The sequence below is a fragment of the Nocardioides gansuensis genome (assembly GCF_003076135.1).
In the GTDB taxonomy this organism is placed as follows: Bacteria; Actinomycetota; Actinomycetes; order Propionibacteriales; family Nocardioidaceae; genus Nocardioides; species Nocardioides gansuensis.
This window is the reverse complement of sequence record NZ_QDGZ01000005.1, coordinates 382250-408106: the sequence shown is the minus strand read 5'-3', so window position 1 is coordinate 408106 and position 25857 is coordinate 382250. Positions and strand designations below refer to the sequence as shown.

Sequence of the window (25857 nt, the reverse complement as noted above, 5' to 3'; positions counted from 1 at the left end):
ATGGGGTGGCGGCGCATCGTCGCATTTCAGGCCGTGCTCAGCCGGTGACGTGGTCGACGTAGCACCACCGCCAGTCCTCGCCGGGCATGGCGGACTGGAAGACCGGGTGGTGGCTCTCCTGGAAGTGGGCAGTCGCGTGGCGGTGGGGCGAGGAGTCGCAGCAGCCGAGGTTGCCGCACTCCAGGCACCGCCGCACGGCAACCCACCGGCTGCCGAGGGCCACGCAGGCCGTGCACTCCGGGACATCGTCGCTCACCGGCAGGGCCGGGGCGTCGGCGAGGTGCTCGCACGAGTCACCGGAGCGACGGCGAGTGCCCGCGGCGGCGCGCGAGTCCTTCCGGCGGGTGGGGACCGCGTCGAGCATCGACTCCTCGACGTCGAGCGTGGCGAGCACGTCGCGCACCACCTCGCTCGGGACGGTGCGGGCGCTGCGTACCTCCAGGACCCGGGCCCGCTCGGCGTCGATCATCGCCTTCCGGATGCGCGCGTAGAGCTCGCTCGGGGTCTCGTCGTCGGCGGAGGTCGACAGCTGCTCCCAGGCCGCGAAGTTGCGCTGCTCCACCCGCTGGTGCACCAGGTCGAAGACGCCGTGCGGATCGTCGTACTCCAGCCGCTCGAGCTCCTCGAAGCCCGCCCGGGACGCCTGCTGCAGCAGCGTCGCCCGGGCCAGCGCGTCCTCGACCGGGTCGGGTGACGGCACGCGCAGCGTGCGCGCCAGCCAGGGCAGGGTGAGCCCCTGCGCGAACAGGGTGCCGGCCACCACCGTGAACGCGATCAGCAGCAGGACCTCTCGGTGCTCGGTCTCCTCGGGGATGACGAACGCCGCGGCCAGCGTGACCACACCGCGCATGCCGGCCCAGCCGAGGAGCAGGGTGTACTGCCACGGTGGGACCTCCCCGGTCGCGGGATCGACCCCGGGGCGCACCAGCGCGTAACGGGCGAAGAACACCCAGACCAGGCGCAGGACGACGACGGCAACCAGCGCGGCGGCACAGACGAGGGCGATCCGGCCGCCGGTGAGCTCGCTGTCGCCGACGTCCTCGACGATCCACCGCGCCTGCAGGCCGATCAGCAGGAAGACGGTGTTCTCCAGGAGGAACGCGATCGTGCTCCAGTTGATCCGCTCGGCGATCCGCGACTGCGCGGTCTGGATCACCGGTGCCTTGTGTCCGAGCAGCAGGCCCGCCACCACGACGGCGACGACCCCGGACGAGTGGAGCTCCTCGGCGAGGAGGTACGCCGCGAAGGGCGTCACCAGGGAGATGGCGGTGTCCAGCACGGGGTCGGACACGAGGTGGCGCAGCTTGGCCACGATCACGAACGCGAGGAAGCCGAGCCCTGCTCCACCGGCCGAGGCCCACAGGAAGTCGAGGCCCACGTCCAGTGCCTCGACGCCGACCGAGCCGGCCGCGATCGCGGTCCGCAGGGACACCAGCGCGGTCGCGTCGTTGAGCAGCGACTCGCCCTCCAGGATGGTCACGACGCGGCGGGGCAGGCCGATGCGCTTGCCGATCGCGGTGGCCGCCACGGCGTCGGGCGGCGCCACGACCGCGCCGATGGCGAACGCCGCGGGCCACGAGAGGCCGGGGACCAGGGCGTGCACCACCACCGCGACGCCTGCCGTCGTGAAGACCACGAGCCCGACGGAGAGGAGGCCGATCGCCCGGCGGTTGGCGTTGAACTCGACGAGCGAGGTCTGCAGCGCGGCGGCGTAGAGGAGGGGTGGGAGCAGGCCGAGCAGCACGATCTCGGGCTCGAGGTGCACCTCCGGCACGTGCGGCACCCAGGTCGCGGCGACACCCGCGGCGATGAGCAGGAGCGGGGCGGGCAGGTCGAGCCGGGCGGCGAGCGCCGTGCCGGCCAGCACCGTGACCACGAGGGCCACCAGGAAGAGTGCGATCTCCACGCGCAGAGTGTGACAGCCGGAGGCCCCCACGACGCCCGGGCGGATCGCGGCTGGGACGTCAGGGATAATCCCCCGAGTGCGCCGGCTGCTGACTTCCCTGGTGGTCCTCGTGGGGCTGCTCGGGCTGCTCGGGGGCGCTGCCGTCGCGGCGTACGTCGGCTCCGACGACACCGTCGTGAGCACGCCCGCGACGCTGGGCGACGAGGGGCAGCCGGTGGTGACGGCTCCGGGGCTGCTCGGGTGGGACGGCCTCAGGATCACCCTGCGCGCGGAGGCGCCGGACGGCGTGTTCATCGGCACTGCCCACCCCGTCGACATCGAGGACTTCGTGGGCGACACCCAGCACGTCGTGCTGGAGTCGGTGACGCCGGGCTCCACCACGACCCGCGAGGTGGACGGCGACGGCGAGCAGGTGCATCCCGAGCAGGCGGGCTTCTGGGAGCTGCGGCAGCGCGGCCGCGACCGGCAGGAGCTCGCCCTCGACCGTCACGACGCCGGGCTGCAGTGGGTGATCGCGCCGCTGGGCGGGGTCGGGCCCACCACCATCTCCTTCGCCGTGACCGTGGCCGGCGTCTGGCGGGCGGCCCTGGCCGTCGCCGCCGTCGGTGCCCTGCTGCTGGTGCTCGGCGTCGAGCTGCTCCTCCGGCTCGGCCGGCGGCGCGTGGCCGGACGACGGCACGCCCCGTCCCCGCCCGGGGCCGCCTCCGCCCCGAAGCGGCGAGCCGAGGGGCGCCGCAAGGCTCCACGCGGCCGGCGGCAAGCGGGCACTCGCAGGACCGCCGCGCGTGCCGCCACGGCGGCGGTCGTGGTGGTGGCACTCGCGGGCTGCGAGGCCCTGCCGGTGCGGCACCAGTCGGAGCTCACGGCCAGCACGAAGATCGCGCTCACCCTCGAGCAGGCGACTGACCTCTACGCGTCGTGGGACCGGCGGCACAACGCGGTGCTGCGCGCACTGGCGCGGCACCCGCGTCGTACTCCCGACTGGGAGCAGGTCGAGCGGGGCGCTGCGCTCGCGGCCGACGCCTTCGGTGCCGACTACCTGCGGGCGACCTCGCGACGCCCCCCGCAGCAGGTCACGCACACGCCGGTCGCTGTCTATGCCCCTCGGCTGGACTCCTATCCGATGTGGGCGGTCGTGGCCGCCCGGCCCGACGGCACGGACGGCCGTCAGGTCGTGGTGCAGCAGTTCCGGCGCTACTCCGTGACGGCGCCGTGGCTGCTCGAGGCCAGCACCCTCGTGCCCGCCCGCAGCCTCCCCGATCCCGGCAAGGCCGCTCGGCCGGCCGAGCGCGAGGTGCGCGCGGCCGTCCTGTCGGCCCGGGAGACCTGGGCCGCGTGGCTGGCGGACGGCCGGGGCAGCGGCCTCGACGTCGACGCCGCGAGCACCGAGTGGCGGGGCCACCTGACGGAGCTGTCCGAGAGCCCGGTCCTGTCCTCGGTGGAGGCTGCCGCCGAGGCGTTCGGGCCCGATCCCGAGGTGGTGGCGACCGCCGACGGCCACCTGGCCCTGGTCTCGGTGCGCGTCGAGACGTCGCTGCACGGCAAGAAGGCGTTCCGGGTGGGCTGGTCCCCGCAGTGGCGCGCCCTGCGCGTCGTCGACGGCAGCACGCTGCGCTACGCCCACCTGGCCACCGGGCTGCTGCACCTGCCCGAGCAGGGTCGGCCTCGGCTCCTCGGCGCCACCTTCCGCGAGGTGTCGGCGCAGCGCCCCCCGGCCGGCCGCTAGGGCCGCAGCGCGCGGATCCGCGCGTCGAGGGCGCGCCGCGTGTCGCGGCGTACGACGGCTTCGACCACCTCGATGCCGCCGTTGGGCGAGGCGAGGGCCTGGTCGAGCTCGGGGAGGCTGGTCACGCGCAGGTGGGGCGTGCGGGTCGCGGCACACAGGCTCGCGACGTCGACCCCGTGGGGGGTGCCGAAGAGGGTGTCGTACTGCTCGGCGTGCTCCTCCGCGCCCTGCTCGAGCATCGAGAAGATCGAGCCGCCGTCGTCGTTGACGACCACGATCGTGAGGTCCGGCCGGGCCTCGCGCGGGCCGAGCACCAGGCCCGTCATGTCGTGGAGGAAGGTGACGTCGCCCATCAGCGCCAGCGCCCGCGAGGAGTGCGGGCGGCCCAGCGCGGCGCCGATCGCGCTCGACACCGTGCCGTCGATGCCGGCGAGGCCGCGGTTGGCGACGACCTTGCGCCGGTCGCCGACGCGGTAGCGCGGCACCATCAGGTCGAGGTCGCGGATCGGGCTCGAGGCCCCCACCCACAGCAGGCCGCCCGCGGGCAGCGCACGGGCCACCGCACCGGCCACCTCGTACGGCGTGAGGTCGGGCTCGCCGGCCAGCAGGGCGTCGAGCTGGCGGCCGAGCGAGGCGTCCGCGGCGCGCCACTCGTCGAGCCAGGCGTGGTCGTCTCTGGCCGGCGTCGTCGCCGCGGCCACGGCCCGGTCGACCCGGAACGGGCGCTCGCGCCACAGCCCGTCGCCCTCGACGTCCCAGATCTCCACGTCCTCACGGGCGAGCAGCCGGGCGACCGGTCGGGACAACGTCGGATGACCGGCGACCACGACGCGCTGGATGCGGCGGCCGAGGTCGCCGTCGAGGAGGAGCCGGTAGGTGCGGACGGCAACCGCTCCGGTCCGCGATCCGCTCGTCGGCTCGGCGAGCAGCGGCCAACCGCCGGCCTCGGCGAGCGTGCGTGCAGGGGGGCCTGCGTCGTCGCCGGCGACGACCACGGTGAGCGGCCCGGGCGGCACCTCGACCGGCTCGCCGCGCTGGCGGTGCGGCTCGAGGCGGTCCATCGGCGAGGGCTGCCACCGGTCGTCGGGCACCAGCGGCTCGTCGAGCTGGACGTTGAGGTGCACGGGAGCGTCCCAGGCTGCGAGGAGGCCGCCGATCTCGTCGACGGTGCCGGTCGTGATGTCGAGGAAGTCGATGCCCGGGACGATCCGCACCTGGTCGGTGGTCTGGTTGGCACTGGTCCCCCTGAGCCGCGCAGGGCGGTCGGCGGTCACGAGCACCAGGGGGACGCCGGCATGGCGCGCCTCGAGCGCTGCGGGGTGCAGGTTGGCGACCGCCGTGCCGCTCGTGCACATCACGGCGGCCGGCCGCCCGGTGACCTTGGCCAGGCCCAGCGCGAGGAAGCCGGCCGTCCGCTCGTCGGCCCGGGTGTGCAGCCGCAGCAGGCCGGCCTGCGCCGCGTCGTACACGGCGAAGGAGAGCGGCGCGTTGCGCGACCCCGGCGAGACCACGACGTCGGTGACCCCGGCCTGGAGAAGGGCGGTGACGACGGCGCGCGCGAGCTCGGTGGAGGGGTTCACGAGGGGCGATCCTGCCGTACGGCGGCGAGCCGGCGTTGCCAGTGGTCCACCCGCTCGGGGGCGGCCGCGAGCCGGGCGAGGGCAGCCGGGTCGACGTCCGGGCGGGTGACCGGCAAGGCCCCGTCGACGGGCAGCAGCGGCGCGGTCACGAGGTCGTCGGAGAGCAGCTGGACGGTCGCGAGGCCGCAGGCGTGCGGCAGCTCGGGCAGCGCGGCCGCGAGCGCGACGCCGGCGGCGATGCCGACGCTCGACTCGACGGCGCTGGAGACCACCACCGGCAGGCCGATGTCCTCGGCGATCCGGAGGCAGGCGCGCACGCCGCCGAGGGGCTGCACCTTGAGGACGGCGATGTCGGCCGCCTCGAGGTCGCGCACACGGTAGGGGTCGGCGGCGCGGCGGATCGACTCGTCCGCCGCGACCGGCACGTCGACCCGTCGGCGCACGGCCGCGAGCTCCTCGACCGAGGCGCACGGCTGCTCGGCGTACTCCAGGCCGCCCGCAGCGCGGTCGAGCAGGGCGATCGCCCGGACCGCCTCGTCGACACCCCAGGCGCCGTTGGCGTCGATCCGCACCAGGCCGTCGCGGCCGAGCGCGTCACGGACCGCTTCGAGCCGCGCCTCGTCGTCGGCGAGCGTCTGGCCGGTCTCGGCGACCTTGACCTTCGCCGTCGTGCAGCCGCCGGACCGCACGATGCGGTGGGCGTGCTCGGGGTCGGTGGCCGGCACGGTCACGTTGACCGGCACCCGGTCACGGACGGGCTGGGGCCAGTCCCCAGCGGCGGCCTCCTCGGCGCAGGCCAGCCAGGGTCGCGCGACGTCGGGGTCATACTCCAGGAACGGGCTCCACTCGCCCCACCCGGCCTCCCCGCGCAGCAGCACGCCCTCGCGGACGGTGATCCCACGGAAGCGGGTGCGCAGCGGGATCGAGAACACGTGCAGGGTCACCGCGCCAGCTCCTCGAGCCGGCGGCGGTCGGGCTTGCCGTTGGGGAGGAGCGGCAGCGCGTCGAGTACGACGACCTGCCGGGGCGCCCATGAACGCGGATGTGCGTCGGCCACCCAGGACCGGAGGTGGTCTCGATACGCGCCTCTTTCCTCGGCACTACTCGACCATCGGGTGGACGGCACGACGAACGCGACGACCCGCTGCCCCCACTCCTCGTCGGGCACACCGAGCACCTCGGCGTGCTCGACCGCCGGGTGCTGGCGCAGCCGCGCGGCCACCGCCGGCAGGGGCACGTTGACCCCGCCCGAGATGACGACGTCGTCGACGCGGCCGAGGACGTGCAGCCGGCCGTCCTCGTCGAGACGGCCGGCGTCGGAGGTGACGTACCACCCGTCGACGAGGGTCTGCGCGGTGAGCTCCGGGTCGTCCACGTAGCCCTCGAAGAGGGTGGGCCCGCCGATCCGGATGCGCCCGTCGGTGCCGAGCGCGAGGGCGACGCCGTCGAGCGGGAGGCCGTCGTAGACGCACCCGCCGGCGGTCTCGCTGGCGCCATAGGTCGCCACCACGTGGATCCCGGCGGCCTCGGCGCGACGCCTGAGGCCGGGATCGACCGGGCCGCCGCCGAGCAGCACGGTGTGCAGGCTCGCGAGGGCCGCCGTCTCGGCGGGGTCGTCGAGCAGCCGGTGCAGCTGCGTGGGCACGAGTGAGGTGAACAGCGGGACTGTCGCCTCGGTGGAGTAGCCGCGAGGAACGAGCGGCGTATCGAGACCACGCAGCGCCGTCTCGAAACCAAGGCCGTCCACCACGACCGGGTCGAACCCCGCCACGAGCGAGCGGCAGGCGACCTGGAGCCCCGCGACGTACGAGATGGGCAGCGCGAGCAGCCACCGGCCCTCGGCACCGAGCCGGCGCGCCGACGCGGCGACGGAGGCCAGCACCGCGCGCCGCGACAGCGCGACCCGCTTCGGACGACCCGTCGAGCCGGAAGTCTCGACCACCAGCGGCGCCGGCTCGTCGGCCGCCGAGAGCCACTCCCGCAGCGCCTCGATGACGACAGGGGCGTCGCCGTGCACGGGCCGCAGGTAATTCACCTGACGAACGCTATCCGGCACGGGAAGATGTTCGGCGATGAGCATCCAGACGACGATCAAGCAGCAGGCCACGCCTCCCTCCCCGCTCGCCGGACGGCTCGCTACCCAGTCGCTGCTCTTCGCGCTCGGCGAGGGCGCCTTCATGGCCGGCTCGGCGGTGTTCTTCACCAAGATCGTCGGGCTGACCCCCGCCCAGGTCGGCCTGGGCCTGACGATCGCCGGCATCGCTGCCTTCCTCGCGGCCTACCCCATGGGCCGCCTCGTCGACCGGATCGGCCCGAAGCGCTGCTGGACGATCAGCTCGCTGGGCCAGGCGTCGATGTTCGCGGTATGGCCGTTCATCGACAGCTTCCAGGGCTACCTCGCGATGGCGATCGTGATGGAGGTGATCGGCACCCTCGGCGGCACCGCCCACGGCGCCTACACCGTCGACGTGCTCCCGCCCGGCGAGCGGGTGAAGTCGCGCGCCTACATGTACTCCGCACTCAACGTCGGCTTCACGCTCGGCTCCGGGCTGGGCACGATCCCTCTGGCGTTCGAGTCGCTCACGCTGCTGCAGCTGGTCCCGTTCTTCACCGCCGCGGCCTTCGTCGTCAACGCGTTCGCCGTGACCAGGCTGCCCAACGCGTCGCACGACAACAAGACGGTGGAGGAGCGGAAGGCCAAGGTCCCCGGCCCCGGCCCGATGAGGAACGTCGGCTGGCTGGCCACCGAGTTCTTCACCGGCGTGCTGTGGACCAACCAGGTGATCCTGAACCTGGTCATCCCCCTCTGGCTGGTCGACAAGACGGACGCACCCTGGGCGGTGCTCGGGCTGCTGTTCGGCACCAACACGGTGATGTGCATCTTCCTGCCGATGGCGGCGGCCCGGGGCATCAAGGACATCACCACGGCGCTGCGGGCGATCCGGGTCTCGACGGTGTTCTTCATCGTCTCCTGCGTGGTGACGCTGTCGACCCACGAAACCGTGGGCTGGGCGACGATCGTCCTGTTCTTCCTCGGTCACGTGACCCTCACCGGTGCCGAGCTCTACCTCTCGGCCGCGAGCTGGACCTTCGAGGCCGAGCTGATGGACCCCCGCCGGCGTGGTGAGTACCAGGGGGCCTCGGAGCTGTCCGGCACCCTGGGCCGGGTCTGGGCGCCGGCCGCCTTCACGTTCCTCGCGATGAACTGGGGCGCCTGGGGCTGGCTGACCATCGCCGGCATCATCACGGTCGCCGCAGCGGCGCTGCACCCGGCCACGGGCGTGGCCCGGCGCTTCCTGGAGAAGCACGTGCCGCCCGACGTGCTGGCCGATGCCTCGGCAGGCGACGCGGAGGACGAGGCACCACCCGTCCCGCCGCCTTCGATGCTCGAGGACCCCGCCCTCCCCGCGACCCTCGACTGACGGGCGACACCCGGGCTCGACCCTGAAGGCGGGCCTGATTGGATCTCCTCCATGCCCACCCCCTCCCAGTGGCTCGCCGGCGCGCGCCCCCGCACCCTGCCCGCGGCCGTGGCTCCCGTGCTCGCCGGCACCGCCGTGGCGGCGTACGACGGCCAGCCGGTGTGGTGGAAGGCGCTGCTCGCGCTCGTGGTGAGCCTGGCGCTGCAGGTGGGCGTCAACTACGCCAACGACTACTCCGACGGCATCCGGGGCACCGACGACGACCGGGTCGGGCCGATGCGGCTCGTCGGGTCGGGGGCCGCGAGCCCGAAGGCCGTCAAGGGCGCGGCGTTCGCGAGCTTCGGCGTCGCGGCGGCAGCCGGCCTGGTGCTGGCCGCCACGACCGCGTGGTGGCTGGTGGCCGTGGGCGCGGTGTGCGTGCTGGCTGCCTGGTTCTACACCGGCGGATCGAAGCCCTACGGCTACCTCGGGCTCGGCGAGGTGATGGTCTTCGTCTTCTTCGGCCTGGTCGCGGTGGTCGGCACGACGTACGTCCAGACGCAAGCGTGGGCCTGGCCGGCGCTGCACGCCGGCGTCGGGCTCGGCGCGCTGGCCTGCGCGATCCTGGTGGCCAACAACCTGCGCGACATCCCCACCGACACCGTGGCAGGCAAGCACACTCTCGCGGTGCGGCTGGGCGAGGAGCGCACCCGCGGCCTCTACGCCCTGCTGGTCGGGCTCGCCGCCGTCGCGGTCGTGGCGGTCGCCGCCTCGACGACGTGGTGGGCCCTGGCGGGCCTCGGCTTCCTCGCGGTCGCCCTGCCGACCACGCGCACCGTCCTGCGCGGCGCCCGCGGCCCCGGCCTCGTCCCCGTGCTCCAGGAGACCGGGATGGCCCAGCTGGTCTGGGCGCTCCTCGTCTCCGGCGGCCTCGTCCTCGGCTGACGAGCGGCTCGGCTAGGGGCCGACAGCGAGGTCGGAACCCCGCAGCATGACCGGCGGCAGGAACGAGCCGACCAGCTCGCGCGCCCACCAGTCACCGGTCTCGGCGCGCTCGCGCCACGTGGTGAAGCGGTAGCGGTAGAGCTGCGCCCGGACCAGGCGTGGCGGCTCGTCGGGGAACGGGTCCCGGAGCAGCAGCCGTGACACGTGCCGGTCGCCCTCGAGGAGCCGTTGCACGAACGTCCCGAACCACGGCTCGGCATACCCCGGCGACAGGGCGGCGAACCACATCAGCCAGTCCAGCCGGAGGTGGTAGGGCGCGAACTGTCGGGGCCGTCGCGCGGGGTTGCCCGGCTTGCCCTTGAACTCGTACTCCCGCCATTGCGCCGCCGGCCCGGGCCGGGGGTCGCTGGTGCCCTCGACGACGATCTCGTAGCGGGTCTTCGTGACGCTGCCGAAGGCGCCGTAGGTGTTCACCAGGTGCCAGCGGTTGAACGAGGCGTTCATCTTCTGCTGCCTGGACAGCAGGTTGGCCACCGGCCACCAGCTGAGCACGACGACCACAGCGGTGAGCACCCCCACGAGGACCGCGAACGCCATCGGCGTCCCCACCGAGGGGTGGGCGGCAGGCCCGGGCAGGACCTGCGCGAGCCAGCTGTCAGGCAGCACGGAGAAGGCGAGCACGATGGTCAGCCAGTTGAGCCAGGCGAAGTTGCCGCTGACGACCAGCCAGAGCTGGGTCACGATCATCACGGCGGCCGCCGTCCCGGCCACCGGCTGCGGCAGGAAGAGCCCGATCGGGACCACCAGCTGGGTGACGTGGTTGGCCGCCACCTCGACACGGTGCAGCGGCTTCGGCAGGTGGTGGAAGTACCAGCTGAACGGGCCCGGCATCGGCTGGGTCTCGTGGTGGTAGTAGAGGCACGTCAGGTACCGCCAGCACTGGTCCCCGCGCATCTTGATCAGCCCGGCGCCGAACTCCACCCGGAAGAGCAGCCAGCGCAGCAGCAGCAGCGTGAGCAGGGGCGGGTCGGTGGTGTCGTTGCCCAGGAAGATCGCGAGGAAGCCGGCCTCGAGCAGCAGCGTCTCCCAGCCGAAGGAGTACCAGGTCTGGCCCACGTTGACGATCGAGAGGTAGAGCACCCACAGCACGGCCCACACGGCCATTGCGACGGCCAGGGGTACGACGTCGGTGAGCCCCAGCACGGTCGCCAGCGCCAGCGCCGCGCCGGCCCAGCACACCGCCACGAACGCCCTGTCGGAGTGGTGGAGGTGGAACAGGCTGGGCGACTGCCTGAACGACACCCTGTCGAGATAGCGCGCCACCGGCGTGAGGCCGTGCTGGCCGAGCAGCGCGCGGTACTGGTTCGCGGCGGCGACGAAGGCGACCAGGTAGACCACGGCCAGCGACCGCTGGAACAGCGTCCGGCCCAGCCAGCTCTCCTCGGCGACGAACCAGTCCATCCTTCCTCCAGCGGTGGGCTACCTCCCTCTCCTGGTGCCGGTACCCGCGGAGGGCTCAGAACGACGTCAAGCTGTAGGGCACCGGCCCGCCGTCGGCCATCGCGGCGAGCTCCTCGACGCCCGGACCGGTGACCTGCCCGGCCGCCGCGAGGGTCAGCACGGACACCCCGCCGAGATACAGCGAGCCCAGCGACCGTGCGTCGAGGGAGACGGTCCCCGGCTCGCTGACACGCTCCACCTTCGCCTCGCCGCCGGAGCTCGTGACCCGCCAGGTGCCGGCGGCGTGGCCGAAGGCGTCGGCCACGTCCAGGACCACCGTGCCGTCGGCGTACCACGGGCGCGCCGACAGGGCGGCCGGCACGTCGAGCACCCGCAGCCAGATGTGGTCGAGCTGCTTCACCACCCGGTAGGCGTGCGTGTCGGTGAGCGCCCACGGCAGCGGGTCGTCGAGCGGCCCGGAGTACTTCACCCGCTCGGTGAGGTCGATGCCGGCGAGGAACTGCCACAGCGAGAGGTACGCCGAGGGCGTGAGGGCGACCAGGTCGCGAACCGTGACGGTGGGGGGCCGGTCCCAGCCCTCGTGGCGGTAGAGCACGTAGCCGTCCGGCTCGCCGTCAGCGGAGAGGTGGACGGCACCGCGCAGCCTGGTGTCCTTCGACTGCGCCTCCCAGTCCCACTCGGCGCGCGCCAGCATCTCGTAGAAGGCCGGCCGCGAGAGCGACCCCCGGGTGGCCCGGTGCCACTGGGCGAACAGGTCGCGCGGCACCGGCCACATCTCCTCGGGCTCCTGCACCACCATCCGGCCCTCGTCGACGTGCCCGGCGAGCTTGAAGCGCGCCGTCACGTCGACCTCGACCTCCGTGCGCCAGGTCGCCAGCCCGTAGCCGAAGCGGCCGTAGATCCCGCCCTCCGACACGGTCAGCGCGGCCAGCGGCCGGCCGGCCTCGACGGCGGACTGGAGGTCGTCGGCCATCATCCGCCGGAGCAGCCCCCGGCGACGGTGCGACGGCGCGACGGTCACGTCGGTCACGAAGTGCAGCGGCACCTCCGTGGCCCCGGTGTTGAGGGTGCCGCCGAAGGACCCGAAGGTCGCGACGGGGATGGCGGAGGCGCCGTACTCACCCTCCCGGATCCAGGCGCCCTTCAGCGCCGGCCGGTCCCTGCAGCCGTAGCGCCGCCAGAGCTGCTCCGACTCCTCGCCGGCGCGGCCCTCGTGGAAGCCGCGGGCGACCGCCTGCAGCCAGCCGGCCACGCGCGGGTCGTCGGAGTCCGGCGTCAGGGTCGCGAAGTCCAGCCGGTCATGGTCCGTCGAGGGAGTGTCCACCCCGCCAAACTACGCGCGGTCACTCCTCGTCCTCACGTGCTTTTCTCTCCTCGAAGGCCGCCGTGGCCCGCGCGGCGCGCTCCTCCACCCGGCGCGCGAACGCCTCGCGCTGGCGGCGGAGCAGGAAGTAGGACGCCACCCCGGAGACGGCGAGCGCGACGATGACGGCGATCAGGCCGTTGACCCGGTCCGTGAACAGCGACCACACCCCGACGACGAGCAGCAGGGAGCCGACGAACACGACGATCCGCATCCCGGTGTAGACGAGGAACTCCTTCACGACCGCACCTCCGTGGCAGTGCTCCCGTCCCCGACGACGCCGGCGTAGGAGTGCTGGCTCGAGGACGAGAAGTAGTTGATCCCGATGAAGTTGAACCACAGCGTCGCCAGCCCGACGAGGGCGACGTACGCCGCATTGCGGCCCTTCCAGCCGACGGTGGCGCGGGCGTGCAGGTAGGCCGCGTAGACGACCCAGGTGATGAAGGCCCACACCTCCTTGGGGTCCCAGTTCCAGTACGACGACCACGCCTGGTGCGCCCAGATCGGACCCGTGATCAGCACCGCGAACGTCCAGACGGGGAAGCCGAACGCGTGCATCCGGTAGGAGACGCGGTCGAGAGCCGGGGGCTCGGGCAGCCGCGCGAGGTAGCCGCGCTCCGCCTTCGACCGCTCCTTGAGGAGGTAGAGCACCGAGCAGATGCCACCGATCGTGAACGCGCCGGTCGCGATGACCGCCGACACCACGTGGATCACCAGCCACGGCGAGAGCAGCGCCTCGGTGAGCGGGGCGACCGGGTCGTGCAGCCAGATGGCCGCGACCATCAGGGCCGAGAGCACGAAGGCCACCACGATCGGGCCCATCCAGGCCAGCCTGAAGCGGCGGTAGCAGGCGAGGTAGATCACGGTGACGAAGAACGAGCCGGAGAGCGTGAACTCGTACATGTTGCCCCAGGGCACCCGGTTGGGGTCGGCGGCCATGCCGCGGCCGACGAGCGCGACGACGTGCACCATCGCGGCGATGCCGGTGAGCAGCAGGCCGAGGCGGCCGGCCATCGCCGTACGCCCCGTCGTCACCTGCTCGTCGGCGGGCAGCCGGCGCAGCCCGGCCCACTCGACCAGGTGCGAAAGGAGGGCCAGGAAGTAGACGACCCCGGCGGCCGCGACCGCCTGGTTGCTCAGGGTCTCCCACGATGCGTCGGTCACGACTGCTCCTTGTGTGCCGCAGTGGCGGGCTGTTCGATGTCGGGTCCGTCGCCCACCAGGGCGGCGATCTCCTCGCGCAGTCGCTCGGGGTCGGCTCCCGACGCGCGGTCCAGGCCGGCCACCTCGACGTACGTCGTGCCGTCGTCGCCGCGGCGCGCGCGCACCCAGAGCCGGCGCGGGCGGATGAACAGCGAGCCGAGCAGGCCGGCCAGGGCCAGCACCACTCCGGCGAGCGCGACCAGCTTGCCGGGCGTGCGACTGATCTGGATCTTGTTCCAGCGCTCGAGCCCCTCGAAGGTCACCGAGCCCATGCCGTCGGGCAGCTCCACGGTGTCACCGGGCCGGAGGTCGACGCGGAAGGGCTGGCCGTTGGCCTTCTCGACCGGCTCGGCCTTCGCCTTGTCGAGCACGTAGACGGACTGCGCGGTGCCGTCGTCGAGGCCGATGTCGCCGGTGTAGACGAGCATCGAGACGAGCGGGTTCACCGCGTCGCCGAACGCGGAGTAGGGCAGGCCCTGGCCCTCCGGCGGCAGCACGAACGTCGGGTAGAACGTGCCCTCGAGGCCGATCTGGGCGGGCTTCGCGTCGGGTGCCTTGATGACGCCGAAGGACTGGAAGGTCTGGTCGGTCGGCAGGAAGATCGTCGGCCCGCCGTAGGCGACGTCGCCGTTGCCGTCCCGGACCGTGATGACCGGGGCGTAGCCGTGCCCGATCAGGAACACCTCGGTGCTGCCGATGGTCAGCGGGTGGTTGACCTTGAGGTCATAGTTGCGCTGCTCCGTCTCGTGGCCCTGGCGGCAGTCCTCGCGGTAGTCGAGGTGGGAGACGAACCTGCGCGCCTGCCCGGCCGCCGGCCCCTCCGTGAGCCAGGAGACGTCGAAGTCGGTGACGTCGAAGCAGAACGGCTCGAGGTCGTCGCCGGCGAACAGACTGCCCGGCACGAAGTCGTCGTACTGCGTGAGCGTGTTGGAGAAGCCCTGCCCGACCACGACGATGACGCCGCCCTTGTAGCCGAACAGGCCGCCGACCGCGAAGCCGACGAGCACGACGAGCACGGACAGGTGGAAGGCCAGGTTGCCCGCCTCGCGGAGGTAGCCCTTCTCCGCCGAGACCGCGTCCTCCCCCGGCCCCGGCTGGTCGAGCGAGGTCGAGACCACCCGGTAGCGCTTGCGCTTCAGCAGCTCGGCGGCGCGCGTGAGCACCTCCTCAGGCGGCTCGGAGGTCGTGTACGTCGCGTGCTCGGGCAGGCGGGTCAGGTGGCGCGGCGCCGCGGGCGGGCGGGCGCGCAGGGCCCGCCAGTAGACGGCCGTGCGCGGGACGATGCAGCCGACGAGGGAGACCATCAGCAGCAGGTAGATCGCGGAGAACCAGACCGAGTCGTAGACCGAGAACAGGCCGAGCTTCTCGTACACCGGCGTGAGCGTGGGGTGCTGGTCCTGCCAGCGGGAGACGGCCAGGGCGTCGACGTCCTCCTGCGGGACCACCGAGCCCGGGATGGCGGCGAGCGCGAGCAGCAGCAGCAGCACCAATGCGGTCCGCATCGAGGTGAGCTGCCGCCAGGTCCAGCGGCCGAGCTCGCGCGCGGTGAGCTCGGGCGGCAGCGAGGATGCCTGCCGCCCCGTGGGGTCGATGCTCACGGCGCTGATGTCCCCGCTCGGTCGCTCGCTCGTTCCTCGCTCGACTCCGTCGCTCACAGCGCTGATGTCCCCGCTCGGTCGCTCGCTCGTTCCTCGCTCGACTCCGTCGCTCACAGCGCTGATGTCCCCGCTCGGTCGCTCGCTCGTTCCTCGCTCGACTCCGTCGCTCACACACTCACCTCGAAGTCGGACACCAGCGCCAGCTGGACCCACTGCACCATCTGGTCCCACAGACCGGTCAGGAGCAGCACGCCGACGGCGATCATCATCAGGCCGCCCAGCCGGGTGATCCACACCTGGTGACGGCGCACCCACGCGACGGCGCCGAGCGCCCGCTCGTACGCCAGGCCCGCCAGGATGAAGGGGACGCCCAGCCCGAGGGCGTAGAAGCCCGAGAGCAGGGCCCCGCGGGCGGCGGTGCCCTCGTGGGCCGAGAGCGTCCAGATCACGCCGAGGGTCGGACCGACGCAGGGAGTCCAGCCGAGGCCGAAGAGGAAGCCGAGCAGGGGTGCAGCGGCGAGGCCGACAGCCGGGACCTTGTGGATCCGCACGTCGCGCTGCAGCAGCGGCACCAGGCCGAGGAACGCAAGCCCCAGCAGGATCACGATGATCCCCAGCACGATGTTGAGCTGGCGCACGTGGGTGGCCAGCCAGAGGCCCGCCTGGCCGGTGATCGCGCCCAGCGCCACGAAGACCACGGCGAAGCCCAGGACGAAGAGCGTGGAGCCGATGACCATCCGGCCGCGGCGCAGCCGGCCCTCGGCCAGGTCGGCGCCGGAGATGCCGGTGGCGTAGGAGAGGTAGCCGGGCAGCATCGGGATGACGCACGGCGAGAAGAAGGAGACCAGGCCGGCGACCACCGCGACCGGCACGGCGAGGAGCAGCGAACCGGAGGCGGCCGCATCGGTGAAGAAGTCACGCATCGGCCGCGGCGTCCTCGATCAGGTCGGCGAGCGTGCCCTTCGACGGCACCCTGCCCCGCACCGTGGCCGTGATCCGGCCCTCGGCGTCGAGCACGAGGGTCGCGGGGATGGTCCGCGCGGTCAGCCCGAGGGCCAGCAGGTGGCGGCTGTCCGGGTCGTAGATCGAGGGGTAGGGGACCTCGAACGAGCGGGCGTAGGCCTGGGGAGCGTCCGGCGAGAGGTCGCGGATGTTGAGGCCGACGAACTCGGCGGAACCGGCCACCTCCTCCGCCACCTCGTTGAGCTCGGGCTGCTCGGCCCGGCAGGGCGGGCACGCCGACCACCAGACGTTGACGACGACGACCTTGCCCCGCAGCTCGTCGAGCGAGAGCTGCTCGCCGTCGAGCGTCTCGCCCGAGATCGAGACCGGCTCGCCCCGCTCCTCCACGGGGACGAGGGAGACCTGGCCGTCTCCGGTGATGTAGCCCTTGTCGCCGGTGCCGGACAGCGACGTGCAGCCCGAGACCAGGGCGACGAGCAGGACCAGGCAGGCGAGGAACGAGGTGGGGCGGGAGGTGGTCAGGGCCGCTGCTCCTCGGGTGCTCCCCCGGCCGAGAACGGCGCCTTCCGGTCGCCGACGGGGATCAGGTCGCCGGCCGGCTCGGAGTAGCTCACGCGCACGAGGAGGTCGTCCTCGAAGTGCAGCGACGTGAGCGAGCACAGCGTGCACTGGCGGCTCCTCGGGTGGTGGAGGTAGGACCGCTGCTCGCAGTGCAGCCGCGTCGTCCAGATCGGCAGCTGGTGGGAGACGACGACGGCCTCGTGGCCCCGCGCCGCGTCCCGCGCGTCGTGGACCGACGCCATCATCCTCGTCGCGATCTCGTCGTAGGGCTCGCCCCAGGACGGCTTGAAGGGGTTGTAGAGGTGGCGCCACAGGTGGGGCCGCTTCAGCAGGGTCATCGCACCCTCGCCGAAGCCGATCCCCTCGAACTTGTTGCTCGACTCGATCACCCGCGGGTCCAGCACCGGCTCGAGCCCGCGGACGGCGGCGAGCGGGGCGGCCGTCTCCTGCGCACGCTCGAGCGGAGAGGTGCGGATGTGGATGATGTCCCGGTCCCCCACCTGGTCGGCCACGCGCTGCGCCATCTTCTGGCCGAGGGCCGAGAGGTGGAAGCCGGAGCGGCGGCCGTAGAGCAGGCCCTCGGGGTTGTGCACCTCGCCGTGGCGGAGCAGGTGCACGATCGTCGAGACGGTCATCGGTCTCCCTCTGGGGTGGAGTCGGACGCGGAGTCGCTGGCGGAGGCCGCGGCGCGCGCGGCGCCCGGGAGCGCGTCGAGCACCGTCTGCACCGCGCGGTCGTCGTGGGCGGCGGAGACGAACCAGGCCTCGTACGCCGAGGGCGGGAGGTAGACGCCCGACTCCAGCATCGCGTGGAAGAACGCCGCGAAGGCTCCTGTGTCCTGCCTGGATGCCCCGGCGAAGTCGCGCACGGGCTCGGCGCCGAAGAAGACGGAGAACATGGTGCCGGCCGACTGCACGACGTGCGGCACGCCGGCCTCGGTGAGGGCGGCGGACGCCGCGTCGCGGATCGTCGTGGCGACCCGGTCGAGGTGGGCGTAGACCTCATCGGTGGCGAGCCGGAGCGTGGCCAGGCCGGCGGTGGTCGCGATCGGGTTACCGGACAGGGTGCCGGCCTGGTAGACCGGGCCCTCGGGCGCCAGGTGGGTCATCACGTCGCGTCGTCCGCCGAACGCCGCGGCCGGGAAGCCGCCGCCCATCACCTTGCCGAAGGTCATCAGGTCGGGCACCCAGCCCTCGCGGGCACCGTCGAGGCCCCAGCCGCCCTGGCGGGTGGCCCGGAAGCCGGTCATCACCTCGTCGCTGAGGAAGAGCGCGCCGTGGTCGCGGCAGGTCTGTGCCAGGAACCCGTTGAAGCCGGGCTCCGGCGGCACGACGCCCATGTTGCCGGGCGCCGCCTCGGTGATCAGGCAGGCGATGTCGGCGCCGTGCTCGGCGAAGGCCTTGTCGACGGCCGCGCGGTCGTTGTAGGGCAGCACGATCGTCTCGCCGGCCGCGGAAGCCGGGACGCCAGGGGTGCCGGGCACCGCCAGCGTGGCGAGCCCACTGCCCGCGGAGGCGAGGAGGGAGTCGACGTGGCCGTGGTAGCAGCCGGCGAACTTCACGACCTTGTCGCGGCCGGTGAAGCCGCGGGCCAGGCGGATCGCGGACATGGTCGCCTCGGTGCCCGAGGAGACGAACCGGACGGCGTCGACCGGCGTGCGCCCGACGATCTCCTCCGCCAGGAGGACCTCCGGCTCGGTCGGCGTCCCGAAGGACGTGCCCCGGGCGACGGCGGCGGACACCTCGGCCTGCACCTCGGGGTGGGCGTGCCCCAGGAGCATCGGGCCCCACGAGCAGACGAGGTCGACGTACTCGAAGCCGTCGACGTCGGTGAGCCAGGCGCCGGAAGCCGACCGGATGAAGCGCGGCGTGCCGCCCACGGCGGCGAACGCGCGCACCGGGGAGTTGACCCCGCCGGGGGTCACCGCGCGGGCGCGGTCGAAGAGGGCGGCGCTGGCGGGAGCAGGCGTCGAGGTCACCGCCTCATTGTCGCCCACCGGCCAACCCGGGCCTCCGGGAGGTCCACTCGGTCAGAAATCCCGCAGAAGACGGTGTGTCATCCTTGCGTCATTGGCTGCCGAGAGGGTCGTCACACTTGCGTCAGGACGGTGTCGTGACGTAACTCTCTGTGACACGATTCGTTGAAGCGAGTGCCGCTCACGAGGGCTGGCGCAGGGCGAGCACGCAGCACCAGGTTGGGAGACGGAACCACATGCCGAAGTTCGGCCGCATGCACAAGGCGACGGCGCTCGTGCCGCTCGCCGTGCTCTCGACCGCCTGGACCGCGACGTTCGTCGGCGCCGGCGGCAGCACGGCAGCCTCCGAGGCCGACCCGTCCTCCCTGCCGGACGGCACGTCGGTGCCCACCCAGGCGATCGAGGCCCCGGCGAGCGTGTCGCTCCCCGACGCCGTCGCCCCGAGCGTCCCCCGGGGCCAGAGCGCCCAGGTGATCGCGACCGCCTCGACCTCCGGCATCCCCTCGGGCGCCCTGGCGGCCTACCAGCGCGCCGAGGCGATCATCAACTCGGCAGACAAGACCTGCAACATCTCCTGGCAGCTCATCGCCGCCATCGGCCGCGTCGAGTCCGACCACGGCCGGTTCGGCGGCAACGTGCTCGACGGCGACGGCGTGGCCTCCCCAGGGATCTACGGCATCGCCCTCAACGGGAAGAACAAGACCCAGGTCATCACCGACACCGACGCGGGCCAGTACGACAACGACATCAAGTACGACCGTGCCGTAGGCCCGATGCAGTTCATCCCCTCGACCTGGTCGGTTGTCGGGGTGGACGGCGACAACGACGGCACGCGCAACCCGCAGGACATCGACGACTCGGCGCTCGCGACCGCGGTCTACCTGTGCTCCGGCGATGACGACCTGTCCACCGAGGCCGGCCAGCGCGCCAGCGTCTACCGCTACAACCACTCCCACAGCTACGTCGACCTCGTGCTGTCGGTGATGCAGGCCTACCTGGACGGCGACTTCGTCTCCGTCTCGTCGCGCACCACCTCGGCCGGCGTGTTCCTGCCCGACCCGACCCGGCCCACGTCCAGCTCCGCCCGGGGCGGCAGCGGCGGCAAGGAGACGGGCGGCAAGAAGAAGTCCACCGCCACCGCCGTCGGCACCAAGGACGAGGACCCGTCGACGCAGGTCACCACCACGGTGAAGCCGACGCCGACGACCACCGCGACGCCGAAGCCCACCCCCACGCCGACGCAGACCCAGGACCCGCTCAAGCAGGCGACCGACGACGTCAAGGAGACGGTCAAGAGCCCGCTGCCCGACCCGATCAAGACCCCGGTCGACCAGGTCCTCACCTACGCCGAGGCCCAGGCCTTCTGCCTGGCCAGCGGCATCTCGGCGCTCGACCTGAACGCGCTCAACACCTGCATCAACGACCAGATGACGCCGTGAGCTGAGCAGCGGCGCGCGAGGGACGAGCGCGGCAGCAGGCGGGCGGCCTCCGTCGCCGCCGCGCCACTAGCGTCGGAGCAGGCGCGCGGCCTCGGTCGCCGCCGCGCCACTAGCGTCGGAGCAGGCGCGCGGCCTCGGTCGCCCAGTACGTCAGCACCACGTCGGCACCGGCCCGGCGGATCGAGGTGAGGGTCTCCAGGATCGCGGCCTCGCGGTCGATCCAGCCGTGGGCGGCGGCGGCCTCGACCATGGCGTACTCGCCGGAGACGTTGTAGGCCGCGACCGGCACGTCCACGGCGTCGCGCACGCGTCGAATGACGTCGAGGTAGGCCAGCGCGGGCTTGACCATCACGACGTCGGCCCCTTGCTGGATGTCGAGGATCGCCTCGCGCACGCCCTCCAGGGCGTTGGGCGGGTCCTGCTGGTAGGTGCGCCGGTCGCCCTCGAGCGAGGACTCGACGGCCTCGCGGAACGGGCCGAAGAACGCGGAGGCGTACTTCGCGGAGTAGGCGAGGATCGAGACGCCCGTGTGCTCGGCGGCGTCGAGGGCACCGCGGATGGCCGCGACCTGGCCGTCCATCATCCCGCTGGGCCCGACCATGTCGACGCCGGCCTCGGCGTGGGCGAGCGCCATCTGGGCGTACGCCGTGAGCGTCTTGTCGTTGTCGACCTCACCGTCGGGGGTGAGCAGTCCGCAGTGGCCGTGGTCGGTGAACTCGTCCAGGCACAGGTCGCTCATCACCGTGAGCCCGTCGCCGACCTCCGCGACGACGTCGTTGATCGCGAGGTTGAGGATGCCGGCGGGGTCGACCGCCCCGGAGCCGGTGGCGTCCTTGGTCTCCGGCACGCCGAAGAGCATGATCCCGCCGAGGCCCAGCTCGGCCGCCTCTGCGGCGGCCTTGCGCAGCGAGTCGCGGGTGTGCTGGAGGACGCCGGGCATCGAGGAGATCGGCTGCGGCTCCCTGATCCCCTCCCGCACGAACGCGGGGAGCACGAGCTGGCGCGGCTCGACGCTGGTCTCCGCGACGAGGCGGCGGAGGGCGGGCGTGCGACGCAGCCGCCGCGGGCGCACCACGGGGCCGGCGACGGGCGCGACGCCCTCCTCGCTCACTTCGCCCTGCTCTTCCGGCGTGCGGACGGCTTGCGGTCGCTCGGCTTGGTGACCGGCTCGCCCGCCTCGATCATCGAGTGCCGGCGCGCGGCACCGAAGTCGGCGAGGGCGTCGGCGAGCAGCTCGACGTCGGGCTTGGACGCGAGCACGTCGACCCGCAGGCCGTGCTCCTCCGCCGTCTTGGCGGTGGCCGGCCCGATGACCGCGATCACCGTGGACGGGTGCGGCTTGCCCGCGATGCCGACCAGGTTGCGCACGGTGGAGCTCGACGTGAAGACGACGGCGTCGAACTTGCCGGACTTGATCGCGTCGCGCACCGGCGCCGGCGGCGGCGTGGCGCGCACCGTGCGGTAGGCGGTCACGTCGTCGCACTCCCAGCCGAGGTCGATCAGCCCGGCCACGAGGTTCTCGGTCGCGATGTCGGCCCGCGGCAGGAAGACGCGGTTGATCGGGTCGAGGACCTCGTCGTAGGGCGGCCAGTCCTCCAGCAGGCCCACGGCCGACTGCTCGCCCGAGGGCACCAGGTCGGGGCGCAGGCCCCAGGCGGCGATCGCCTCGGCGGTCTTGTCGCCGACGGCCGCGATCTTCAGCCCGGAGAACGCGCGGGCGTCGAGGCCGTACTCCTCGAACTTCTCGCGCACCGCCTTCACGGCGTTGACCGAGGTGAACGCGATCCACTCGTAGCGGCCCTCGACGAGGCCGCGGACCGCCTTGTCCATCTGCTGCGGGTTGCGAGGCGGCTCGACCGAGATGGTCGGCACCTCCTCGGGCACCGCGCCGTACTCGCGCAGGCGCCGCGAGAGCGAGCCGGCCTGGTCCTTCGTGCGCGGCACGAGCACCCGCCAGCCGAAGAGCGGCTTGGTCTCGAACCACGACAGCGTCTCGCGCAGGTCGACGACGTCACCGATCACGGTGATCGCCGGCGGGGCGATCCGCGCGGCGCGGGCGTCGGCGGCGATGTCGGCCAGCGTCGAGGTGACGGTGGCCTGCTCGGTGGTGGTGCCGACGCGGGTCATCGCGACCGGGGTGCGGGGCGACCGGCCGGCGGCGACCAGCGCGGCGGCCGTCTCGCCGATCGTGCCCACGGCCGAGAGCAGCACCAGGGTGCGGTCGTCGGCGTACAGGCTCCAGTCGACGTGCCCGCCACAGGTGACCACGGCGACCTCGCGGCGATCCTTGGTCGTCAGCGGGATGCCCGCGTACGCCGGGACGGCAGAGACCGCGGAGACCCCCGGGACGATCTCGAAGCCGACGCCGGCCTTCACGCACGCCTGCGCCTCCTCGGGGCCCGAGGCGTAGAGGAACGGGTCGCCGGTCATCAGGCGTACGACGCGGTGCTTCTTGCCGTGCTTGACGACCACCTTGGCCCGGGCGGCGTGGGTGAGCGGCTGGCCGTCCTCACCGAAGCCGCCGTCGACCAGGATCGGGCCCTCGTCCTCGCCGCACCCGAGTACGGCGCGCACGAGGTCGGCGTGCTCGGGGGCCTCGGTCACGACGACCTCGGCCGAGCGGATCAGCTCGGCCGCCCGCAAGGTGAGCAGACCGGGGTCACCGGGCCCGCTGCCGACGAACGACACCCACCCGTTGGCGGCCCGGGTCGGGGCGGTGGTGCTCTGTGCTCGAGTCATGCCTGCTGCTTCCTCACTGGTGCTGACATCAGTTCTGCTGCCCCGTCGTCGAGCATCGCGCTCGCGAGGCGGATTCCGAGGGCCACGGCGTCGGCCACGGGCCCGCTGGCGCTGCGACGCACCGAGAGCGCTCCGTCGGTGGACAGGGCCACGGCCCGGATCCACAGCTCCTCGCCGTCCTCGGCCTCCACGACCTCGGCCAGCGCCCCGAGCGGCGCGGAGCAGCCGGCCTCGAGGGTGGCGAGCACCGCGCGCTCGGCCGTGACGGCGGCGCGGGTGTGGGCGTCGTCGAGCGCGCCCAGCGCGGTGACGAGGTCGGGGTCGCTTTCACGGCACTCGACGGCCAGCGCACCCTGCCCGGGGGCGGGGAGCACCTGAAGGGGGTCGAGCACCTCGGTGGCCTCGTCGACTCGGCCGAGCCGGGCCAGTCCGGCGCGGGCGAGCACCACGGCGTCGTAGTCGCCGCTGGCGACCTTGCCGATCCGGGTGTCCACGTTGCCACGGATGCCGGCGATCTCCAGCCCGAGGCCGAGCGCCTCCAGCTGGGCCACGCGCCGGGGCGAGCCGGTGCCGACGCGGCTGCCTGCCGGCAGCTCACCGAGCGTGAGCCCGTCGCGCGCCACGACCACGTCACGCGGGTCCTCGCGCGGCGGCACGGCCGCCAGCGCGATCCCGGCCGCGGGGCCGGTGGGAAGGTCCTTGAGGGAGTGGACGACGACGTCCACCTCGTCGACGAGCAGGGCCTCGCGCAGCGCGTTGACGAACACGCCGGTGCCGCCCATGGTGGCGAGCGGGGCGCGGGACACGTCGCCCTCGGTGGTGATCTCCACGATCTCCACCTCACGCCCGAGGCGCTCGCGGATCAAGTCGGCGACGAGCCCGGTCTGGGTCGTGGCGAGCAGCGAGGCCCGGGTGCCGATGCGCAGGGCGGTCACGAGGCACCGCCCTTCTTCGGCTCGTCCGGGACGGCGGGACGGGTGACCGCGTCCACGGCCTCGGGGTCGAGCGCGAACAGCTCGGCGAGGGCGGTGGCGTAGGAGACGCCGCCCGCCTCGTCGGCCAGCTCCTTGACCCGGACGGTGGGCTCGTGGAGGAGCTTGTCGGCCACCCGCCGGACGGTGCGGAGCACCTCCTGGCGGACCGACTCCTCGAGGTCGGGAAGCCGGGTCATCAGCTTCTCCATCTCGGCGTCCACCACCGCGGTGGCCATCGTGCGCAGCGCGATCACGGTCGGCGCGACGCTCGCCTGCCGGCGGGCGGAGAGGAAGGCTGCGATCTCCTGGGCGACGATCTGGCGCACGTCCTCGAGGTCGCGCACTCCCTCGCTGTCGCGCAGCTCCTCGGCCAGGCTGGCCAGCCCGGTCAGGGACACGCCCGGCAGCGTCGCGACCAGCGGGTCGACGTCGTGCGGGAGGGCGAGGTCGATGACGCTCAGGTGCCGGTCGTTGCCGACGCGGGCCGCGGCCAGCGCGTCGCGGGTGATGACGAGGCCGGTGGCTCCCGTGCAGGAGACGAGGACGTCGGCCAGCGCGAGCTCGGCGGCCAGGTCGGGCAGCGGCACCGCGCGAGCGCCGTACTCCTCGGCCAAACGGTCGGCGTTGCCCTGCGTGCGGTTGACCACCGCCACGTCGGCAGCACCACCGCGGGTGGCGGTCGCCGTGGCCAGGGCGGCCATCGCTCCGGCGCCGAGCACGACGACGCGGGAGCCGGCCAGGTCGGTGTGGGACCGCTCGAGCGCGGCCGTGACCAGCGACGGCGCCGCGCGGTCGATGCCGGTCTCGGCGCGCGAGCGCTTCCCGACGCGCAGGGCCTGCTGGAAGAGGACGTTGAGGGAGGTGCCGACCGTGCCGAGCTCCTGGCCCAGCCGCAGCGCCTCCCGGGTCTGGCCGAGGATCTGGCCCTCGCCGACGACCATCGACTCGAGGCCGGAGGCGACGTTGAAGAGGTGAGAGACCGCACCGTCGTCGTAGTGGACGTAGAGGTGCGGGAGCAGCTCCTCGGGCGCCTGGCCGGCGCGCTCCACGAGCAGCCGGGAGACCTCCTCGACGCTGCCGTGGAACCGGTCGACGTCGGCGTAGACCTCCAGCCGGTTGCACGTCGAGATCGCGGTCGCCTCGGTGACGTGCTCGATGGCGGCCACCTCGGTGATCAGCTTGATCACGCCGGGCGCGTCGAGCGCGAGCTGCTCGAGCAGCGCGACGGGTGCGGACTTGTGGGAGATACCCACGACCAGGACGCTCATGCGGGCTCCTCCTCTGCCTCGACGATGCCGTTCTTGCGCTGCACGTGGTAGGCGAGGATCTGCAGCTCGATCGAGAGGTCGACCTTGCGCACGTCGACGCCCTCGGGCACCGACAGCACGGTCGGCGCGAAGTTGAGGATGCTGGAGACTCCTGCCGCCACCATCCGGTCGGCGACGTCCTGGGCCGCGACGGCGGGCGTCGCGATCACCCCGATGGCCACACCGTGCTCGGCCACGATCTCCTCGAGGTCGTCGAAGGGCTGCACGTCGATCCCGGCGACCACCTCGCCGTGGCGGGACGGGTCGGCGTCGAGCAGGGCGACGACGCGGAACCCACGGCTGCGGAACCCGGAGTAGTTGGCGAGCGCGTGGCCGAGGTTGCCGATGCCGACGATGACGACGGGCCAGTCCTGCGTCACGCCGATCTCGCGGGCGATCTGGTAGCGCAGGTACTCGACGTCATAGCCGACCCCGCGGGTGCCGTAGCTGCCGAGGTAGGAGAGGTCCTTGCGCAGCATCGCGCTGTTGACGCCGGCTGCGGCGGCGAGCTCCTCGCTGGAGCAGGTGGCGGTGCGCGCCTCGGCCAGGCCGGTGAGGGCACGCAAGTAGACAGGCAGCCGGGCGACCGTGGCTTCGGGGATGTCCCGGCCGGCGTCGGTGGAAGTCCGTGCGGTCACTGCTCTTCTCTCCAGCCGCTCGAGCCCGGGCGTGAGGCACCCGGTCGAGGTCGAGCAGCGCGTTCACTGTAGGAGTTT

Annotated in this window: 22 protein-coding genes; 4 read left to right on the top strand and 18 right to left on the bottom strand. The window is 73.0% G+C overall.

Annotated features, from left to right (window positions below; all coding sequences use genetic code 11):
• Nucleotides 1-37: 37 nt before the first annotated feature.
• Nucleotides 38-1906 (bottom strand): Na+/H+ antiporter, encoded by a 1869-nt coding sequence (locus tag DDE18_RS13800; protein WP_116572822.1) that lies wholly within the window; start codon nucleotides 1904-1906, stop codon nucleotides 38-40.
• Between the two features lie 76 nt (nucleotides 1907-1982).
• Here DDE18_RS13800 and DDE18_RS13795 point away from each other — a divergent pair, with 76 nt between their 5' ends.
• A complete protein-coding gene (locus DDE18_RS13795) occupies nucleotides 1983-3632 on the top strand; it encodes a hypothetical protein (protein ID WP_116572821.1) in 1650 nt (549 codons plus the stop codon).
• On the opposite strand, the gene menD is transcribed toward DDE18_RS13795, so the two are convergent.
• The 3 genes from menD to DDE18_RS13780 are packed head-to-tail and all read right to left on the bottom strand — an operon-like array spanning nucleotide 3629 to nucleotide 7247.
• Nucleotides 3629-5212: a 2-succinyl-5-enolpyruvyl-6-hydroxy-3-cyclohexene-1-carboxylic-acid synthase gene (menD, locus tag DDE18_RS13790; protein ID WP_116572820.1), complete on the bottom strand. Its 1584-nt coding sequence runs from the start codon at nucleotides 5210-5212 to the stop codon at nucleotides 3629-3631. The two genes, DDE18_RS13795 and menD, sit on opposite strands and share 4 nt — an antisense overlap.
• Nucleotides 5209-6156, bottom strand: coding sequence for an o-succinylbenzoate synthase (locus DDE18_RS13785; protein WP_211754544.1), 948 nt, complete (start codon nucleotides 6154-6156; stop codon nucleotides 5209-5211). Before DDE18_RS13785 ends, menD begins: the two co-directional genes overlap by 4 nt.
• Nucleotides 6153-7247, bottom strand: a complete 1095-nt coding sequence (locus DDE18_RS13780; protein ID WP_245916695.1) for an AMP-binding protein — start codon at nucleotides 7245-7247, stop codon at nucleotides 6153-6155. Before DDE18_RS13780 ends, DDE18_RS13785 begins: the two co-directional genes overlap by 4 nt.
• A gap of 37 nt (nucleotides 7248-7284) precedes the next feature.
• On the opposite strand from DDE18_RS13780, the gene DDE18_RS13775 reads away from it, so the two are divergent.
• Nucleotides 7285-8634: an MFS transporter gene (locus DDE18_RS13775; protein WP_116572818.1), complete on the top strand. Its 1350-nt coding sequence runs from the start codon at nucleotides 7285-7287 to the stop codon at nucleotides 8632-8634.
• A gap of 51 nt (nucleotides 8635-8685) precedes the next feature.
• Nucleotides 8686-9558 (top strand): 1,4-dihydroxy-2-naphthoate polyprenyltransferase, encoded by an 873-nt coding sequence (locus DDE18_RS13770; protein WP_116572817.1) that lies wholly within the window; start codon nucleotides 8686-8688, stop codon nucleotides 9556-9558.
• 12 nt (nucleotides 9559-9570) lie between these two features.
• Here DDE18_RS13770 and DDE18_RS13765 read toward each other — a convergent pair whose 3' ends face one another.
• From DDE18_RS13765 to hemL, 9 genes are all read right to left on the bottom strand, one after another.
• Nucleotides 9571-11019: a lipase maturation factor family protein gene (locus tag DDE18_RS13765; protein WP_116572816.1), complete on the bottom strand. Its 1449-nt coding sequence runs from the start codon at nucleotides 11017-11019 to the stop codon at nucleotides 9571-9573.
• 55 nt (nucleotides 11020-11074) lie between these two features.
• Nucleotides 11075-12343, bottom strand: a complete 1269-nt coding sequence (locus tag DDE18_RS13760; RefSeq protein WP_116572815.1) for a GNAT family N-acetyltransferase — start codon at nucleotides 12341-12343, stop codon at nucleotides 11075-11077.
• 19 nt (nucleotides 12344-12362) lie between these two features.
• On the bottom strand, nucleotides 12363-12623 hold the full coding sequence (locus DDE18_RS13755) for a DUF4229 domain-containing protein (RefSeq protein WP_116572814.1): 261 nt from the start codon (nucleotides 12621-12623) through the stop codon (nucleotides 12363-12365).
• Entirely contained in the window at nucleotides 12620-13546 is a 927-nt protein-coding gene (gene ccsB / locus DDE18_RS13750) for a c-type cytochrome biogenesis protein CcsB (protein ID WP_116572813.1), read from the bottom strand. The genes DDE18_RS13755 and ccsB overlap by 4 nt, the downstream gene beginning before the upstream one ends.
• Entirely contained in the window at nucleotides 13543-15183 is a 1641-nt protein-coding gene (gene resB / locus DDE18_RS13745; protein WP_245916694.1) for a cytochrome c biogenesis protein ResB, read from the bottom strand. Before resB ends, ccsB begins: the two co-directional genes overlap by 4 nt.
• A 167-nt stretch (nucleotides 15184-15350) precedes the next feature.
• Nucleotides 15351-16106 (bottom strand): cytochrome c biogenesis CcdA family protein, encoded by a 756-nt coding sequence (locus tag DDE18_RS13740; protein ID WP_116572812.1) that lies wholly within the window; start codon nucleotides 16104-16106, stop codon nucleotides 15351-15353.
• Nucleotides 16099-16533: a TlpA family protein disulfide reductase gene (locus tag DDE18_RS13735; RefSeq protein WP_245916691.1), complete on the bottom strand. Its 435-nt coding sequence runs from the start codon at nucleotides 16531-16533 to the stop codon at nucleotides 16099-16101. The genes DDE18_RS13740 and DDE18_RS13735 overlap by 8 nt, the downstream gene beginning before the upstream one ends.
• Before the next feature lie 131 nt (nucleotides 16534-16664).
• Nucleotides 16665-17342 (bottom strand): histidine phosphatase family protein, encoded by a 678-nt coding sequence (locus DDE18_RS13730; protein WP_116572811.1) that lies wholly within the window; start codon nucleotides 17340-17342, stop codon nucleotides 16665-16667.
• Nucleotides 17339-18685, bottom strand: a complete 1347-nt coding sequence (gene hemL, locus DDE18_RS13725; protein ID WP_116572810.1) for a glutamate-1-semialdehyde 2,1-aminomutase — start codon at nucleotides 18683-18685, stop codon at nucleotides 17339-17341. The genes DDE18_RS13730 and hemL overlap by 4 nt, the downstream gene beginning before the upstream one ends.
• A gap of 233 nt (nucleotides 18686-18918) precedes the next feature.
• On the opposite strand from hemL, the gene DDE18_RS13720 reads away from it, so the two are divergent.
• On the top strand, nucleotides 18919-20121 hold the full coding sequence (locus DDE18_RS13720) for a lytic transglycosylase domain-containing protein (protein ID WP_116572809.1): 1203 nt from the start codon (nucleotides 18919-18921) through the stop codon (nucleotides 20119-20121).
• Nucleotides 20122-20230: 109 nt separating this feature from the next.
• Here DDE18_RS13720 and hemB read toward each other — a convergent pair whose 3' ends face one another.
• The 5 genes from hemB to DDE18_RS13695 are packed head-to-tail and all read right to left on the bottom strand — an operon-like array spanning nucleotide 20231 to nucleotide 25779.
• Entirely contained in the window at nucleotides 20231-21232 is a 1002-nt protein-coding gene (gene hemB / locus DDE18_RS13715; protein WP_116572808.1) for a porphobilinogen synthase, read from the bottom strand.
• Complete coding sequence (locus DDE18_RS13710) at nucleotides 21229-22860, bottom strand: bifunctional uroporphyrinogen-III C-methyltransferase/uroporphyrinogen-III synthase (protein ID WP_116572807.1); 1632 nt, start codon at nucleotides 22858-22860, stop codon at nucleotides 21229-21231. Before DDE18_RS13710 ends, hemB begins: the two co-directional genes overlap by 4 nt.
• A complete protein-coding gene (gene hemC / locus DDE18_RS13705) occupies nucleotides 22857-23795 on the bottom strand; it encodes a hydroxymethylbilane synthase (protein WP_116572806.1) in 939 nt (312 codons plus the stop codon). The genes DDE18_RS13710 and hemC overlap by 4 nt, the downstream gene beginning before the upstream one ends.
• A complete protein-coding gene (locus DDE18_RS13700; RefSeq protein ID WP_116572805.1) occupies nucleotides 23792-25102 on the bottom strand; it encodes a glutamyl-tRNA reductase in 1311 nt (436 codons plus the stop codon). Before DDE18_RS13700 ends, hemC begins: the two co-directional genes overlap by 4 nt.
• Nucleotides 25099-25779: a redox-sensing transcriptional repressor Rex gene (locus tag DDE18_RS13695; RefSeq protein WP_116572804.1), complete on the bottom strand. Its 681-nt coding sequence runs from the start codon at nucleotides 25777-25779 to the stop codon at nucleotides 25099-25101. Before DDE18_RS13695 ends, DDE18_RS13700 begins: the two co-directional genes overlap by 4 nt.
• Nucleotides 25780-25857 lie beyond the last annotated feature (78 nt).